The following is a 15,705-nucleotide window of genomic DNA, read 5'->3' as shown; positions in this document are numbered from 1 at the left end:
TTAATAGTCTCCAGTATCCACCATGACCACCAAAAAAACCTACGGCTTTACCACCACCATCCTGCATAACGACCGCCGCAAGGGTATCGAGCACGGCTCGCTGCACAAACCCGTGCACACCTCCGTCGCCTTCGGCTACAGCGACGCACGCCAGCTCGCTTCCGTGTTCCAGGGCAAGGAGCCCGGTTTCCGCTACGGCCGCCAGGGCAATCCGACGGTGTCCGCGCTGGAAGACAAGGTCAACAAGATGGAAGATGGCGTGGCCACCTTGTGTTTCGCCACCGGCATGGGCGCCATCGGCGCCGTGGTGCAGTCGCTGCTGCGCGCGGGCGACCATGTGGTGTCGTCGGCCTTTTTGTTTGGCAACACCAACAGCCTGTGGCAAACGGTGACGGGGCAGGGCATCGCCGTCTCCTTCGTCGACGCCACCGAGGTGGCCAACGTGGCGGCCGCCATCACGCCGCAAACGCGGATTGTTTTCGTCGAAACCATCGCCAATCCGCGCACGCAGATCGCCGACCTGGCGAAGATCGGCGCCTTGTGCAAGGAACGCGGTATTTTGTACATCGTCGACAACACCATGACGACGCCTTACCTGTTCCGCCCGAAAGCGGTGGGTGCGGGCCTGGTGGTCAATGCGCTGACGAAATCGATCGGCGGCCACGGCAATGCGCTGGGCGGCAGCTTGACGGACACGGGCGTGTTCGACTGGACGCAGTACCCGAACATTTTCGACAACTATAAAAAAGCGGCACCAGCGCAGTGGGGCATCGCGCAAATCCGCGCCAAGGCCTTGCGCGATTTCGGCGCATCGCTGGGCCCGGAAGCGGCGCACCATATCGCCGTCGGCGCGGAAACCATGGCCTTGCGCATGGACCGCACCTGTTCCAACGCCCTGGCGCTGGCCACCATGCTGGCCGCCGACCCGCGCGTGGCGGCAGTGCATTACCCGGGCCTGGCGTCGCACCCGCAGCACGCGCTGGCGACGGACTTGTTCCGCAGCTATGGCTCACTGTTCAGCTTTGAATTAAAAGACGGCATCGATTGCTTCGATTTCCTGAATCGCCTGAATCTGGCTATTCCAGCGAGCAACCTCGGTGACACGCGTACCCTGGTCATTCCCGTCGCCCACACGATCTTCTATGAGATGGGTGCCGAGCGCCGTGCCAGCATGGGCATTGCCGAGTCCTTGATCCGCGTGTCCGTGGGTATCGAGGACGAGGCCGATTTGCTCGAGGATTTCCGCCAGGCACTCGATGCATAGGCAGCCGGACAAATGAAAAGGGCCGCAACAGTCATGCTGTTGCGGCCCTTTTTGCATGCGGTGGTTTAATGCCAGCTGCGCATCAGTCCCACTGCCAAACCTTCCAGGGCGAATTCATCTTCCGGCGACACGGTGATGACCTTGAAGTCGGGGTTTTCCGGCAGCAGTTCGATGACGGAACCCGTCTTCTTGTAGCGCTTGACGGTGACTTCGTCGCCGATGCGGGCGACGACGATCTGGCCATTCTTGGCGCTGTCGACCTTCTTGACGGCCAATAAGTCGCCATCCATGATGCCGGCGTCGCGCATGGACCAGCCGCGTACCTTCAGCAGGAAGTCGGGCTTGGCCGAGAACAGGGCCGGGTCCACGTTGTAGCTCGCTTCCAGGTTTTCCTGTGCCAGGATGGGCGAGCCTGCCGCCACCCGGCCGATCAGGGGCAGCGACATCAGCAGCGCTGCCGGCACCTTCGATGGCGCTGCTTCGGCTGCCGCACCGATCAGGCGGATGCCGCGCGAGGTGCCGGGCGAAATCTCGATCGCGCCCTTGCGGGCCAGGGCTTGCAAATGCTCTTCGGCCGCATTGGCCGATTTGAAACCCAGTTCATTGGCGATTTCGGCACGGGTGGGAGGAAAACCCGTGTTTTCAATCGCGTCCTTGATCAGGTTCAGGATTTGTTCTTGTCGTGCTGTCAGCTTGATCATGAGCGGTGGGTGCATACTAAAATGCTGTCTATATGAACAGTCTGTATTTTTGTACAGTATCGTCCACTATGCAAGGGGATTTCGGTTATTTGCGCGAATTTCGTGCGAAATACGGGAATGGGCAGGAAAAAACGCCTGGCCTGCCCCGTGCGCGGGCCGCTTGTTGAAGGAATGATTGAAACGTTTGCAAAAGGCGGTTATAATCTTCGGCTGACCTTCCCACACCCGTCTTGACGCCGGGGTGGGCGATTATCAATCCGACCTGAAGGAGTTTGCATGCGTCATTATGAAATAGTCTTTATCGTCCATCCGGACCAGAGCGAGCAAGTGCCCGCGATGATCGAACGCTACAAAGCCAGCGTAACCACCCGCGGCGGTTCGGTTCACCGCGTGGAAGATTGGGGCCGCCGTCAAATGGCTTACTCGATCCAAAAGCTGCCTAAAGCACACTACATCTGCCTGAACATCGAATGCGACAACGAGACCCTGGTCGAGTTGGAAACAGCATTCAAATTCAATGATGCCGTGTTGCGTCACCTGACCGTTAAAATGAAGAAAGCTGAAACAGCTCCTTCGCCGATGATGAAATCGGTACAACGCGAAGACGCGGCCAAAAGCCACCGCACCGAAGCACCAGCAGCCGCTCCTGTCGCAGCAGCAGCTTAATTCTTGACCAGGATCGTGCGCTGAACCAGCTACAAGTAACCGCCATCATTGCCGAGCGCGAAATATTGCGCTATACCCCGGCAGGGCTGCCGATTGTGAATGCAGTATTGCAACACAGTTCGCAGCAGATGGAAGCAGGGATTGCCCGTTTGACCGAGTTTGATGTTGCCGCGCTAGCCGCTGGCGAAATTTCAGGCCGGTTCAGCCAGGCAAGCTTGGGCGGGGTGTATCAGTTCACGGGTTTCCTGGCCAGGAAGAGCCGCAACAGCAAGAGTTTGGTGTTTCACATCATTGATTTTAGTGCAGTCAATTCTGACTAGCGCATTTTAGATACAGGAGCCTGACATGGCATTCGGTAAAAAGTTCGACAAAAATAAGCTCAAGCTTAAAGAAAAACGCAAACAGCAAAACCCGTTGTTCAAACGCAAGAAGTTCTGCCGCTTCACCGCAGCTCACGTTGAGCAAGTCGACTACAAAGACGTCGACACGCTGAAAGACTTCGTCCAAGAAAACGGCAAGATCATGCCAGCACGCCTGACCGGTACCAAAGCGCACTACCAGCGCCAAGTCGACACCGCAATCAAGCGCGCTCGCTTCCTCGCGCTGCTGCCATACACCGATCTGCACCACGCTTAATCGGTCAGATATTCCTGGAGAAGAACTATGCAAATCATTCTGTTAGAAAAAGTTGTTAACGTCGGTAACCTCGGCGAAGTCGTCAAAGTCAAAGACGGTTACGCACGTAACTTCCTGATCCCGCAACGCCTGGCACGTCGTGCTACGGCAACCGCTGTGGCTGAATTCGAAGTCAAGCGCGCCGAACTGGAAAAAGCTGCTGCCGCCAAACTGGCCGCATCGCAAGCCCAGGGCGAAAAACTGAGCGGCCTGACCGTTCAAGTTGCTCAAAAAGCTGGTGTTGATGGCCGTCTGTTCGGTTCCGTCACCAACTTCGACATCGCTGAAGCGCTGACCAAGCAAGGTTTTGCTGTTGAAAAAGCACAAATCCGCATGCCTACCGGCCCGCTGAAGATCGTTGGCGAGCACAACGTTTCGGTTGCTCTGCACACCGACGTGGTCGTGGAAGTTGTTATCGCTGTCGTACCAGACGCGAACGCGTAATTGTCTGCGGGCCTGGCCCGCAAGCATTGCCGCATGATGAAAAGCCGGGTTCGCCCGGCTTTTTTGTGGCCTTTTTTTCGCTCAATTTCAGCCCTTTATTTTTGCCACCACGCCGAAGCGGGTATAATTCGCGCCATGAACGCCCCCTCTGATCCGCAACTGGATTCCCTCCGTATTCCGCCGCATTCGATCGAAGCAGAACAATCCGTTATCGGTGGTCTGTTGCGCGACAATGCAGCGTATGACCGCATCGCCGACTTCATGCATGCGGAGGATTTCTATCGCTATGACCATCGCATCATCTTCGAGCAAATCGTCAAGATGATTAACGGCTCCAGGCCGGCCGATGTCATTACTGTTTTTGAAACCCTGACCCAGCTCGGCAAGGCCGATGATGTGGGCGGACTCGCTTACCTGAACGCCATGGCGCAAAATACGCCATCGGCCGCGAACATCCGGCGTTATGCCGAGATCGTGCGCGACCGCGGCGTCCTGCGCAAACTCATCACCGTCGCCGACGATATCTCCGGTACGGCCTTCAGCCCGCAAGGCAAGGAAGTCAAGCAGATGCTTGACGAGGCCGAATCGAAGATTTTCGCCATCGCCGAAGAAGGCGCGCGCGGCGCCCAGGGCTGGACCGCCATCCAGCCCCTGCTGACGCAAGTGGTCGAACGCATCGACGAGCTGTACAGCCGCGACAACCAGAGTGAAATCACGGGCGTGCCCACCGGTTTCATCGACCTCGACCGCATGACCTCCGGTCTGCAGCCGGGCGACCTGGTGATCGTGGCGGGCCGTCCTTCGATGGGCAAGACGGCGTTTTCCGTCAACATCGGCGAAAACGTGGCCATCGACAGCGGCTTGCCCGTGGCCGTGTTTTCGATGGAGATGGGCGGCGCCCAGCTGGCCATGCGTATGCTCGGTTCCGTCGGCCAGCTCGACCAGCACCGTCTGCGCACGGGCCGCCTGAACGACGAAGACTGGCCACGCCTGACGAATGCGATTCAAAAGATGAACGACGCGCAGTTGTACATCGATGAAACGCCGGCCTTGAATTCGATCGAATTGCGCGCGCGCTCGCGCCGTTTGTCGCGTCAATGCGGCAAGCTGGGCCTGATCATCGTCGATTACTTGCAGCTGATGTCGGCCAATAGCCCGGGCGACAACCGCGCCACGGAGATTTCCGAAATTTCACGGGGCTTGAAAGGCCTGGCGAAAGAACTCGGTTGTCCCGTGATCGCGTTGTCGCAGCTGAACCGCTCGCTGGAACAGCGGCCGAACAAGCGTCCCGTGATGTCGGACTTGCGCGAATCGGGCGCTATTGAGCAGGATGCCGACGTGATCCTGTTCATTTACCGTGACGAGGTGTATAACCCCGACTCGCCAGACAAGGGAACGGCCGAAATCATCATCGGTAAGCAACGTAACGGTCCGATCGGCAGCATCCGCCTCACCTTCATGGGGCAGTACACCAAATTTGGCAATTACAGTGGTGGCCTGGCGCTTTACCAAGGCGACTAAGACTCAGCAGCACTGATATTCCATTGGCCGCCCCCTCATACGGGGCGGCTTTCTGTAGTAAATAACACGACTCAATGCTTAACGGAGAATGACATGTTTGGACGCTTGATGCCCACTGAGGGCAAGTTTTTTGAATTGTTTAACCAGCACGCGGAACTGTGCGTCAAGGGCGCTAAAGAAATGCTCGGCCTGATGACCAATTTCGATGACCTGGAAAACCGCGTGCATGCGATCGAAAGCATCGAGAAACAGGCGGACAAAGTCACTTACGCCACCGTGGAAATGCTGCACAAGACCTTCATCACGCCGATCGACCGCGACGACATCCATCAGCTGATCACGCGCCAGGACGACATCCTCGACCTGCTGGAAGATGCGGCGCAAACCGTCTCGCTGTACGACCTGAAAGCTGTCACGCCGGAAGCCAAGCGCCTGGCCGAACTGGTGCTGGCCTGTACCGAAAAAGTGCGCGACGCCGTCGCCATGCTGCACAACATGGACAACTCGCGCAAGATCGTCGCCATCTGTGAAGAGATCGACCGCCTGGAATCGGACGCCGATCACGTGATGCGCGCCGCCATGTCCAAGCTGTTCCGCGATGAGCCGGACGTGCGCAACCTGATCAAGCTTAAAGCGATCTACGAGATTCTGGAAACCGTGACCGACCGTTGCGAAGATGTGTCCAATATTATCGAAGGCATCATCGTCGAAAACGCGTAAGCGTTGGGCTGTCCTGAACCAGAATCAGAAAAGAAACTACAATGACCATACAAATCAGCATCTACGTGCTAGGCATGTTGATCGTCCTCGCGCTGCTGTTTGACTTCATGAACGGCTTCCACGATGCCGCCAACGCGATCGCCACGGTGGTCTCGACGGGCGTATTGAAACCGCAGACCGCCGTTGCCATGGCTGCCACCTTCAACTTCGTCGCCATCTTCGTGTTCCACCAACTGACCGTGGCCGCCACGGTGGGCAAGGGCACGATCGACCCGACGGTGATCGACCAGTATGTGATCTTCGGCGCGCTGATGGGCGCCATCTTCTGGAATTTGTTTACCTGGTACTACGGCATTCCATCGTCGTCCTCGCACGCCCTGATCGGCGGCCTGGTGGGCGCCGCTGTCGCCAAGTCCGGCACGGGCGCGCTGGTCGCGGCCGGCCTGTGGAAAACCGTCGCCTTCATCGTCATCGCACCCGTGCTGGGCTTTGTGTTCGGCTCGATCATGATGCTGATGGTGTCGTGGATCTTCGTGCGCTCGACGCCGCGCAAGGTCGACAAGTGGTTCCGCCGTTTGCAACTGGTATCGGCGGCCGCCTACAGCCTGGGCCACGGCGGCAATGATGCGCAAAAGACCATCGGTATCATCTGGATGCTGCTGATCGCCGCCGGTTACTCGAACGCGGCCGATGCCATGCCGCCGCTGTGGGTCATCATCTCGTGCTACACGGCCATCAGCTTCGGTACGCTGTTCGGCGGCTGGCGCATCGTCAAGACCATGGGCCAGAAGATCACCAAGTTGAAACCCGTCGGCGGCTTCTGCGCCGAAACGGGCGGTGCCATCACCCTGTTCGTCTCGACGGCGCTGGGCATTCCCGTGTCGACCACGCACACCATCACGGGCGCCATCGTCGGCGTCGGCTCGGCACAAAAAATGTCGGCCGTGCGCTGGGGTGTCGCGGGCAACATCGTCTGGGCCTGGATCTTCACGATTCCCGCGTCGGCGTTTGTCGCCGCAGTCGCCTGGTGGATTGGCCACCACATCATGTGATGAAGTACCGTCGCGATTGAAAAGGGAGCCTTCCAGGCTCCCTTTTTTTATCTGTCCGGTGGTCAGAATTACTGGCCGCGCGGACCCTTGTCGCCACCCTGGTGCGGTTTCAGGCCGTCGTTCTGGCGGATCGCGCCCTTGTCCTGCTCGGCCTGCTGGCGGCTCTTGTTCGCTTCATGCTGGGCTTGCTGATCTTCGCGCTGCTGCTGTTCGCGCGCTTTTTCGCTTTGCTGGGTCATGGCAGTCTCCTTGAATAAACAAGCAGTCATCATGCTGCGCTTGCGCCGGCGTCACCGTTCGCTACCCAACATACACAGGTCTTAGGGCCACCCCTTTAAAGGTGCGTCGTCACAGATGAGATAAAACCTGCACTCTTTGTCGCAAACATCATCTAACTGGGATAGGAGGAAACTGCCATGATGATGAATGCTGTGGTATCGCACTGCGCAAAAATCAGCCCGCTGACTGTAATGGCAAGGCTGGCGCTGCAACGTGCCCTCGACCCTGCTTGGGTCGATGCACTTTTCGAGCGTGAACGTGGCGCCCAATACCAGAGGGAGCTACTGTTCTCGACGACAGTCGAACTGATGTCCGTGGTCGCAGTTGGGCTGCGGCCATCGCTTCACGCTGCAGCGCAGGCTTACCCTGATTTGCCTGTTTCGGTGCAAGCTTTATATGACAAGGTCAAGCATACCGAGCCGAACCTGGTACGGGCTCTGGTCACCGGCAGCGTCGAGCGCCTTGGAGATGTGATCACGCCATTTTTGCAGGGGAATGCACCGCTGGTTCCGGGTTACCGCACCCGAATCGTGGACGGTAACCATTTGCCTGCAAGCGAAAAGCGGTTGAAGCCTTTACGCGCCTTTCGCGGCGCCGCATTGCCTGGCCAGTCCCTTGTGGTGTATGACCCTGATTCGGGCCTGGTCGTCGATATGGAGCCTTGCGAAGATGCACACTCGCAGGAACGCGCCGTGATGCCGCCGCTACTAGAGCGTTCGCATCCGGGCGACCTGTGGATTGCTGATCGCAACTTCAGCACGCGCATGATCCTGTCCGAATGGGATCGCCGTGGGTGTGCCTTCATCGTGCGTGAGCACGGTCGTACGCCCAATCCGGCACCGCTCGACGAGCTGACATATCGAGGGAGAATCGCGACCGGCGCCGTCTTTGAACAGTGCGTTGCCATCCCTGGAGCTACAGGACAGAAGGTAGCATTACGTCGTATTGAACTGCAACTTTACAAGCCCACTGACGATGGCGAAATGATGCTCCGATTACTGACGAATCTACCAAAAGAGCATTTCAGCGCACGTGCCATTGCTCGCCTATACAGCAAGCGCTGGCGGATCGAGACAATGTTCCAGCGGCTCGAATCGGTCTTGCACAGTGAAGTCAAGACTCTCGGACACCCGCGCGCAGCCCTGTTCGCGTTCGGCACCGCGATCCTGGCCTATAACGTGCTGACTGTCTTGCAGCGCGCGGTAAGCACCGCGCATGACTTGGTTGCCAGCGGCATTGAGCTATCGCCGTTTTATGTGGCCGTGGAGGTACGAGCGCACTATGCCGGCATGGTGATGGCTGTGCCAACCAAAGCATGGCGGCGCTACGACGCCATGTGTGCATCAGAGCTGAGCAAATTACTGCTTCAGATTGCCGCTTACGCCAAACCAAAAACGCTGCGCAAACACCCTCGCGGCCCGAAAAAAACAGCGAAAAAAGGCTACGTGGCCGGTGCTGTTGCCAGACGCCACGTATCAACGGCACGGGTATTAAAAGACGGGGCTGTCAATGTACACCTTTAAAGGGGTGGGTCTTAGGGCCTGTCCCAGTAGATGAATACATCCCCTGCTGGCGCCCCTCCGAAGCGGGGACTGGCCGTCATGCATGACTTGCCTCGTCGTCGCGTGGCTCGCCACGCGTCCTCCTCACGCCTTGTCCGCACTCCTGATGAACTGCCAGCAGAAGACGCTCCCTACTGGGATAGGCTCTTAGCCCAGCTCTACGGTCATGCCCTCGGCCGCCAGGAACACCTGCAACGCCCCCAGCCGCCCGGCAAAGCGCGCCATCACATCGGCAAAAGCCGCTTCCAATTGATCGTCGCTGCGGCCCGGTTCATGGTGGGTGCAATACAGCCGTTTGGCGCCGCAGCGCAGGGCCAGTTCAAACGCGCCGTCGAAGGTGCCGTGGCCCCAGCCGCGCTTGGCTTCGTATTCGTCGCGCGTGTACGAGCAGTCCATGATCAGCGCGTCGACGCCGGCAATGGTCTGGTCGATGGCGGCCTGGCGCTGCGCGATCATGGCCTGGCAGGCCGAATAGGCGGGCGAGCCGCTGGCATGCGGATTGTCGAACGGTTCATGGTCGCCGCTGAAAAACAGCGAGGCGCCGCCGGACTCGATGCGGTAGCCGAGGTTGATCACCGGGTGGTTCATTCTGGCATTCGTCACCACGGCGTCGGCCACGTCCGCGCGCTCGCCGACGGCCAGGGTGCGGTAGTCGATCTCGGCCGCCATGGCCGCTTCGCTGACGGGAAAATAATTGTTCTGCAGCTGCGTGGCCATCACGTGTTCGATGCCATTGCCGGCCGCGTCCGCCGCGCCATACAGGCGCACGCGGCTGCCGCGGATGAACAGCGGGGCGAACATGGGCAGGCCGTGGATATGGTCCCAGTGGCTGTGGGTGATCAGGATGTGGGCCGTGGCGGGTCCTGGCGGCAGTGCGCCGGCCAGGGCAAAGATGCCGCTGCCGCCATCGAGTACCAGCAGGGCGCCGCTGGCCGTGCGCACTTCGATACAGGTCGTGTTGCCGCCGTAGCGCACCGTGTGCGGGCCGGGCGAGGGGATCGAACCGCGCACGCCCCTGAAGGTGAATTTCATCGCTGCCTTGTTATAGTGTAACGATTGTTGATTCTATTCTAATTGTCGGGCAAGAAACGGCATTTTTAATAGTTGTTGCGCTTCGGAAATCTATTTTCAGTTGTTGCCTTTTTGTAATGTACAGCCGGCAGCTGGCAACGGTACACTTGCGGTTGTTGCCACTTCCCCAGTCCTCCATCATGCTCCAGCTGCACCCCGAGCAAATCGCCCAGCGGCTCGACCAGCTGACTGAACTGAGCGTCGAACTGGGCCGTGGCGCGGCGGCAGGCATGCTGCACGGCGGCGATATCACGCCCCTGCTCGAACGCATCGTGCTGGTCGCCAAGGACATGACGGGCGCCGACGGCGGCACCTTGTACCGTCCCAGCGCCGATGGGCACAGCCTGGAATTTCACATCAGTATCAACGATAGCCTGGGACTGCGCCAGGGCGCCAGCGCCGGCGTGGCGGTCGGCGTGCCGGGCGTGGCGCTGTGGCTGGAAGACGGCGCGCCCAACCTGGCATCGGTGGCGGCGTATGCCGCGCATCGCCGCGTGTCGGTCAATATCGACGATGTGTATCAGTCGGGCGAATTCAATTTCTCGGGCATGCGCGCCTTTGACGGCCATTATGGCTACCGTTCCACGTCCTTCCTGACGGTGCCGATGAGCGATCATGAAGGTGAGCTGATCGGCGTGCTGCAATTGATCAATGCCCAGGATCGCGCGACCGGCGCGGTGCAGGCGTTTTCCGCCACCGACCAGCGCTTTATCGAGGCGCTGGCGGCGCAGGCGGCGGTGGCGCTGACCAATCAATTGCTGCTGCGCCAGCTGGAACAATTGCTGGAGTCGTTGGTCAACCTGATCAATATCGGCATCGATGAAAAGTCGCCGTACACGGGCCGCCATTGCCAGTTCGTGCCGCAACTGACCATGATGCTGGCCGACGCCGTGCATGCGGTCGAGACGGGGCCGATGGCCGATTTCAAGCTGAGCGAGAACGAACGCAAGCAGCTGTGGCTGGCTGGCCTCTTGCACGATTGCGGCAAGATCACCACCCCGGTGCACGTGGTCGACAAGGCCACCAAGCTGGAAACCATCCATGACCGCATCCACCTGATCGACACGCGCTTCGAAGTACTGCTGCGCGACGTGGAAATTGCCGCATTAAGAGAACAACTGGCCGCTCCCGAACGCCAGCAGGAGCTCGCGCAAGCATTGCACCAGCAGCAAATGGCGCTGCGCGAAGAGCGCGACTTTTTACGCCATGCCAATATCGGCGGCGAAGGCATGTCGCCGGCCGACCAGGAACGGGTGCGCACGATCGCGGCGCGGCGCTGGACCGGCCCTGACGGTGTCGAGCGCGATTTCCTTGACGCCAATGAGCTGGAGAATCTGACGATCCGTTTCGGCACCCTGACCGATGCCGAGCGCAAGATCATCAACAACCATATTGCGGTGTCGATCCGCATGCTCGAAGCATTGCCGTGGCCCAAGCATTTGCAAAAGGTGCCGGAATACGCGGGCGGCCACCATGAACGCATGGATGGCAAGGGCTATCCGCGCGGGCTGACGCGCGAGCAGATGTCGGTGCCGGCGCGGCTGATGGCGATCGCCGATATTTTCGAGGCGCTGACGGCGCGCGACCGTCCCTATAAAAAGGGCAAGTCGCTGTCCGAGTCGCTGCGCATCCTGGGCCACTTCAGCCTGAACGGGCATATCGATCCCGACCTGTTCGATGTCTTTATTCGCAGCAAGGTGTACCTGGCGTTTGCCCGGCAGCACATGCATCCCGAACAGATCGACGCCATCGACGAGGCGGCCATTCCCGGTTACGTACCCTGATGCGCTGGCTTGCGGTATTGAAAAAGCATGGCGCGCGGCTGCTGCTGGGCGCGCTGTTGACGATGCTGGCCGCCTGCGCCAGCATCGGCCTGTTCGGCGTCGATACCCTGGGCCGGCTGGATGCCATGCTGGGCGACATGCGCATGCGTGCCGAAGTGCCGCAGCTCGACAAGCGCATCGTGATCGTCGATATCGATGAAAAAAGCCTGAACCAGATCGGCCGCTATCCGTGGGGCCGCGACGTGCAGGCGCGGCTGGTGACGCAATTGACGGGCCACTATGGCGTGGCCGCGGTCGGCTTCGATATCTCGTTTCCCGAACCCGACAGCAGTTCCGGCTATGGCGTGCTGGCCGACCTGGCCAAGGGCGAACTGGCCGGCGTGCCGGGCTTGAGCGAGCAGCTGGAACGCCTGAAACCGCAGATGGATTACGACGCCCTGTTTGCCGAGGCGATGCGCGGCCAGCCGGTGGTGCTCGGCTATAGCGTGTCGGACCGGCAAAAGAAAGGCATGCTGCCCAAGCCGGCGTTCAGCGTGCTTGATCTGAACGGGCGCACGGTGACGGCGTTTACGTCGCCCGGCTACGCAGCCAACCTGGCGCAGCTGCAACAGGCGGCGCAAGGGGCCGGCATCTTCACGGCCCTGACAGACAGGGACGGCGTGCTGCGCTCATCGACCCTGCTTGCGCGCATCGGCGACGCGTATTACCCGTCGCTGTCGCTGGCCACGGCCAGCGTGTACCTGAAGGCGCGCGCGATCGCGCCCGTGTTCGGCCAGACCGCCGACACGTTGTCCGAGGCCGAGCGCGAGCACGGCGGCCTGGACCGCATCGCCGTATTTACGCCGCGCGGACGCCTCGATATCCCGGTCGGCGAAGCCTTGACCACCACCATCGAGTTTCGCGGCAAGGGCGGCCCGGACGGTGGCGCCTTCCGCTATGTGTCGGCGGCCGACGTGCTGATGGGGACGGTGCCGACGGACGTTCTGCACGGCGCCATCGTGCTGGTGGGCACCACAGCTGCCGGCCTGAACGATATTCGCGCCACGCCCGTCAATGCAGAGTTTCCCGGTGTGGAAGTGCACGCCAACCTGATCAAATCCATCCTTGACGGCCATTTCAAGTCGCGCCCCGACTATGCGCTGGCGATCGAGTTCGGCCAGGTGGTGCTGCTGGGCTTGCTGCTCGGCGGCGCACTGGCGCTGGCCACGCCGGCGGCGGCCGTGTTGCTGGCAGGCGCGGCGCTGGCCGGCGCGCTGGGCCTGAACTGGTGCTTGTATCGCTACTTCGACGCGGCGCTCGATGTTGCCGTGTTGCTGCTGTTGATCGCGGCGCTGTTCGTCGCCAATCTGGCCTGGGGCTATTTTTTCGAAGTGCGCAAGGGCAGGGCGCTGGTGGCGCGCTTCGGCCAGTACGTGGCGCCGGAACTGGTGGCGCAGATGGCTGACAATCCCGGCCGCTACAGCATGGATGGCGAAAGCCGCGAGCTGACGGTGCTGTTTGCCGACGTGCGCGGCTTTACGGCCATTTCGGAACAGATGACGCCGCAGCAGTTGCGCGAATATATCAACCTGTACCTGACGGCCATGTCGGAAGACATCCGCGACAGCCACGGCGGCACGCTGGACAAATATATCGGCGACGCCGTGATGGCGTTCTGGGGGGCGCCGGTGGCGTTTCCCGATCATGCGGGCCGTGCCGTGGCCAGCGCCCTGCTGATGCAGCGCAGCGCCGGTCGATTGAACCAGCAATTCCAGGCGCGCGGCTGGCCGGCGCTGCAGATCGGCATCGGCCTCAACAGTGGCCTGATGCATGTGGGCGACATGGGCTCGCGCATCCGCCGCGCGTATACCGTGATGGGCGACGCCGTCAACCTGGGCGCGCGCCTGGAAGGCATGACCAAAGTGTATGGCGTGGGCATCGCAGTGAGCGAATTCACGCGTGCGCAAGCGCCGCAATTCGCCTACCGCGAACTGGACCGCGTGCGGGTCAAGGGCAAGACCGAACCGGTGGCCATTTTCGAGCCGCGCTGCCTGCTGGCCGAAGCCGATGCCGGCGAACTGGCGCTGCTGGCGCGTTGGTCGCGCGTGCTGGAACTGTTGCGTGCGCTCGACTGGGATGGCGCAGAGGCAATCTTATCGGAACTGCCAGACGATGGGCTGCGCCGGCTGTACGCCGGACGCCTGCGCCAGTATCGCGCAACGCCGCCTGGCGAAGACTGGGATGGTGTGACCAACTTCGAGACCAAGTAAGCATCGCCAGCGGAGATATTTCTGACTGGAAATCAAAATCCGTCTAAACTTTGCTTTTAATTAATTGATGGCCAGCCGCGCATGGCTGGCCATGCAACCACAAGAACTCTCTCTCATGAATTATCGTCTGGTGCGCCTGCTTGCAGGTTCCGCGCTGTTGTTCTGCGCGGCATGCGCAAACGCCCAAACCCCCGCCGCCGACAGTGCCGTCCCGTTGTTTGATATTGCCCGCTACGAGGTCAGCGGCGACACCCTGCTGGGGCCGCAACTGGTGCAATCGCTGGTGGCGCCGTTCGCCGGCCGGCAGCGCGACTTTGGCGCCATCCAGCAAGCCGTCGAGGCGCTGGAAAACGCCTACCGCGCGCGCGGCTACACGCTGGTGCAGGTGGCCTTGCCGGAACAGGAGCTGGCGCATGGCGCCGTGCGCCTGGAAGTGGTGCAGACGCAGCTTGGCAAGGTGGCCATCAGTGGCAACCAGTATGTCGATGACGCCAATGTACGGCGCGCCTTGCCGGCCCTGGTCGAAGGGCAGACGCCGAACATGGCGGCCCTGGGGCAAAGCCTGAAGCTGGCGAATGAAAATCCGGCCCGCAAGCTCGAAGTCAAGCTGGCTACCGGCGAGGCCGACGGCACGGTCGACGCCAGCATTGCGGTGGCGGACGAACGCGCCTGGAAAGCCACGCTCAACCTCGACAATACCGGCAGCAAGGACTCCGGCAAGACCCACGCCGGCGTGGTGCTGCAGCATGCCAACCTGTGGGGCCGCGATCATGTGGCCAGCCTGCAATACTCCACCTCGCTCGAGCACGCCAACCAGGTCGGCGTGTACGGCCTCGGCTACCACGTGCCGCTGTATGCGCTGGGCGACTCGCTGGATTTTTTTGCCAGTTATTCGAACGTCGATTCGGGCAACGTCGCGGCCGGTATCTTCGACCTGGCCGTCAGCGGCCGCGGCACCACCGCCGGTGCGCGCTACAACCAGAACTTCGGCAAGCGCGACAACTATGAACCCAAGCTGGTGTATGGCCTGGACTTCAAGGCCTACCGCAACAGCCTGCAGTTCTTCGGCATGGAACTGGGCACCAACGTGACGGTGCACCCCGTCAGCATCGCCTATATCGGCGCCTGGAGCTTGCCACGTGGCGAGGCCAGCGTGGGCCTGACCCTGGCGCGCAATATTCCCGGCGGCAAGAATGGCAGCCAGCAGGATTTTACGCTGGCACGTGTCGGCGCCAAGGCCGGCTACAGCACCTTGCGCCTGAGCGCCAGCCATGCCCAGGTGCTGGACAACGACTGGCAATGGCGCGCGTTGTTCAACGGCCAGTACACGCCCGATGCGCTGGTGCCGGGCGAACAGTTTGGCGTCGGCGGCGCGGCCACGGTGCGCGGCTTCCTGGAACGCGAAGTGGCGAACGATTCCGGCGCCAACCTGAATCTGGAACTGTACACACCGAACTGGTGCGGCGATGGCGGCTACCAGTGCCGCGCGCTGGCGTTTTATGACACGGGCTGGGTGCGCCGCAATCATGCCTTGCCCGGCGAAATCGACAGCATGGCGATCGGTTCAACCGGCCTGGGCCTGCGCATCCTGCTGAACCGCTACGCCAACCTGCAACTGGACTATGCGCATGTGGTCAACCCCGGCCAGACGGGGCACCGCGACGCCAACCGCCTGCATTTCAGAGTTGCGCTGTCGTACTGATGTACTGAGTTCCAA

15 protein-coding genes are annotated in these 15,705 nt (G+C 60.8%); 12 read left to right on the top strand and 3 right to left on the bottom strand.

The genetic code is table 11. From position 1 onward, the window contains the following. Positions 1-22 precede the first annotated feature (22 nt). Entirely contained in the window at positions 23-1,264 is a 1,242-nt protein-coding gene (locus tag C8C92_RS21610) for a cystathionine gamma-synthase family protein (RefSeq protein ID WP_116745196.1), read from the top strand. A gap of 65 nt (positions 1,265-1,329) precedes the next feature. On the opposite strand, the gene lexA is transcribed toward C8C92_RS21610, so the two are convergent. Then, positions 1,330-1,965 (bottom strand): transcriptional repressor LexA, encoded by a 636-nt coding sequence (gene lexA, locus C8C92_RS21605; protein ID WP_035821024.1) that lies wholly within the window; start codon positions 1,963-1,965, stop codon positions 1,330-1,332. 276 nt (positions 1,966-2,241) lie between these two features. On the opposite strand from lexA, the gene rpsF reads away from it, so the two are divergent. The 7 genes from rpsF to C8C92_RS21570 all read left to right on the top strand — a co-directional run bounded on the left by rpsF (position 2,242) and on the right by C8C92_RS21570 (position 7,043). Beyond that, on the top strand, positions 2,242-2,631 hold the full coding sequence (gene rpsF / locus C8C92_RS21600; RefSeq protein ID WP_116745195.1) for a 30S ribosomal protein S6: 390 nt from the start codon (positions 2,242-2,244) through the stop codon (positions 2,629-2,631). 20 nt (positions 2,632-2,651) lie between these two features. Beyond that, positions 2,652-2,951, top strand: a complete 300-nt coding sequence (priB, locus tag C8C92_RS21595; protein WP_034783455.1) for a primosomal replication protein N — start codon at positions 2,652-2,654, stop codon at positions 2,949-2,951. Positions 2,952-2,976: 25 nt separating this feature from the next. Further along, positions 2,977-3,267 (top strand): 30S ribosomal protein S18, encoded by a 291-nt coding sequence (rpsR, locus tag C8C92_RS21590; protein ID WP_010400024.1) that lies wholly within the window; start codon positions 2,977-2,979, stop codon positions 3,265-3,267. Between the two features lie 27 nt (positions 3,268-3,294). After that, complete coding sequence (gene rplI / locus C8C92_RS21585) at positions 3,295-3,750, top strand: 50S ribosomal protein L9 (protein WP_034783456.1); 456 nt, start codon at positions 3,295-3,297, stop codon at positions 3,748-3,750. Between the two features lie 135 nt (positions 3,751-3,885). Beyond that, positions 3,886-5,271, top strand: coding sequence for a replicative DNA helicase (locus tag C8C92_RS21580; RefSeq protein ID WP_071076107.1), 1,386 nt, complete (start codon positions 3,886-3,888; stop codon positions 5,269-5,271). 93 nt (positions 5,272-5,364) lie between these two features. Next, positions 5,365-5,991, top strand: a complete 627-nt coding sequence (locus C8C92_RS21575; protein ID WP_010400015.1) for a DUF47 domain-containing protein — start codon at positions 5,365-5,367, stop codon at positions 5,989-5,991. Positions 5,992-6,032: 41 nt separating this feature from the next. After that, positions 6,033-7,043, top strand: coding sequence for an inorganic phosphate transporter (locus C8C92_RS21570; protein ID WP_099762858.1), 1,011 nt, complete (start codon positions 6,033-6,035; stop codon positions 7,041-7,043). Positions 7,044-7,111: 68 nt separating this feature from the next. On the opposite strand, the gene C8C92_RS27585 is transcribed toward C8C92_RS21570, so the two are convergent. After that, the gene (locus C8C92_RS27585; protein ID WP_165829518.1) at positions 7,112-7,282 is read right to left on the bottom strand and encodes a hypothetical protein; all 171 of its coding nucleotides are present in this window, start codon (positions 7,280-7,282) and stop codon (positions 7,112-7,114) included. Positions 7,283-7,513: 231 nt separating this feature from the next. On the opposite strand from C8C92_RS27585, the gene C8C92_RS21565 reads away from it, so the two are divergent. Beyond that, positions 7,514-8,845, top strand: coding sequence for an IS4 family transposase (locus tag C8C92_RS21565; RefSeq protein ID WP_099764462.1), 1,332 nt, complete (start codon positions 7,514-7,516; stop codon positions 8,843-8,845). A 186-nt stretch (positions 8,846-9,031) separates the two neighbouring features. Here C8C92_RS21565 and C8C92_RS21560 read toward each other — a convergent pair whose 3' ends face one another. Then, positions 9,032-9,916: an MBL fold metallo-hydrolase gene (locus C8C92_RS21560; protein ID WP_116745194.1), complete on the bottom strand. Its 885-nt coding sequence runs from the start codon at positions 9,914-9,916 to the stop codon at positions 9,032-9,034. 179 nt (positions 9,917-10,095) lie between these two features. On the opposite strand from C8C92_RS21560, the gene C8C92_RS21555 reads away from it, so the two are divergent. The 3 genes from C8C92_RS21555 to C8C92_RS21545 all read left to right on the top strand — a co-directional run bounded on the left by C8C92_RS21555 (position 10,096) and on the right by C8C92_RS21545 (position 15,690). Continuing rightward, positions 10,096-11,739, top strand: a complete 1,644-nt coding sequence (locus tag C8C92_RS21555) for an HD domain-containing phosphohydrolase (protein ID WP_116745193.1) — start codon at positions 10,096-10,098, stop codon at positions 11,737-11,739. After that, positions 11,739-13,988 (top strand): adenylate/guanylate cyclase domain-containing protein, encoded by a 2,250-nt coding sequence (locus tag C8C92_RS21550; RefSeq protein WP_116745192.1) that lies wholly within the window; start codon positions 11,739-11,741, stop codon positions 13,986-13,988. The genes C8C92_RS21555 and C8C92_RS21550 overlap by 1 nt, the downstream gene beginning before the upstream one ends. A gap of 115 nt (positions 13,989-14,103) precedes the next feature. Beyond that, complete coding sequence (locus C8C92_RS21545) at positions 14,104-15,690, top strand: ShlB/FhaC/HecB family hemolysin secretion/activation protein (protein WP_165829517.1); 1,587 nt, start codon at positions 14,104-14,106, stop codon at positions 15,688-15,690. Positions 15,691-15,705: the final 15 nt, after the last annotated feature.

The organism is Janthinobacterium sp. 78 (assembly GCF_003096775.1).
Lineage (GTDB): Bacteria > Pseudomonadota > Gammaproteobacteria > Burkholderiales > Burkholderiaceae_D > Janthinobacterium > Janthinobacterium tructae.
This window is presented reverse-complemented; position numbering and strand designations above follow the sequence as displayed.

Excerpts from the sequence above, each read along its gene's own strand:
- C8C92_RS21610 (WP_116745196.1), top strand. The coding sequence starts at position 23 with ATGACCACCAAAAAAACCTACGGCTTTACCACCACCATCCTGCATAAC.
- C8C92_RS21575 (WP_010400015.1), top strand. The coding sequence starts at position 5,365 with ATGTTTGGACGCTTGATGCCCACTGAGGGCAAGTTTTTTGAATTGTTT.
- C8C92_RS21555 (WP_116745193.1), top strand. The coding sequence starts at position 10,096 with ATGCTCCAGCTGCACCCCGAGCAAATCGCCCAGCGGCTCGACCAGCTG.
- rplI (WP_034783456.1), top strand. The coding sequence starts at position 3,295 with ATGCAAATCATTCTGTTAGAAAAAGTTGTTAACGTCGGTAACCTCGGC.
- C8C92_RS21560 (WP_116745194.1), bottom strand. The coding sequence starts at position 9,916 with ATGAAATTCACCTTCAGGGGCGTGCGCGGTTCGATCCCCTCGCCCGGC.
- C8C92_RS21580 (WP_071076107.1), top strand. The coding sequence starts at position 3,886 with ATGAACGCCCCCTCTGATCCGCAACTGGATTCCCTCCGTATTCCGCCG.
- C8C92_RS21565 (WP_099764462.1), top strand. The coding sequence starts at position 7,514 with ATGGCAAGGCTGGCGCTGCAACGTGCCCTCGACCCTGCTTGGGTCGAT.
- C8C92_RS21545 (WP_165829517.1), top strand. The coding sequence starts at position 14,104 with ATGAATTATCGTCTGGTGCGCCTGCTTGCAGGTTCCGCGCTGTTGTTC.
- rpsF (WP_116745195.1), top strand. The coding sequence starts at position 2,242 with ATGCGTCATTATGAAATAGTCTTTATCGTCCATCCGGACCAGAGCGAG.
- C8C92_RS27585 (WP_165829518.1), bottom strand. The coding sequence starts at position 7,282 with ATGACCCAGCAAAGCGAAAAAGCGCGCGAACAGCAGCAGCGCGAAGAT.
- rpsR (WP_010400024.1), top strand. The coding sequence starts at position 2,977 with ATGGCATTCGGTAAAAAGTTCGACAAAAATAAGCTCAAGCTTAAAGAA.
- lexA (WP_035821024.1), bottom strand. The coding sequence starts at position 1,965 with ATGATCAAGCTGACAGCACGACAAGAACAAATCCTGAACCTGATCAAG.
- C8C92_RS21550 (WP_116745192.1), top strand. The coding sequence starts at position 11,739 with ATGCGCTGGCTTGCGGTATTGAAAAAGCATGGCGCGCGGCTGCTGCTG.
- C8C92_RS21570 (WP_099762858.1), top strand. The coding sequence starts at position 6,033 with ATGACCATACAAATCAGCATCTACGTGCTAGGCATGTTGATCGTCCTC.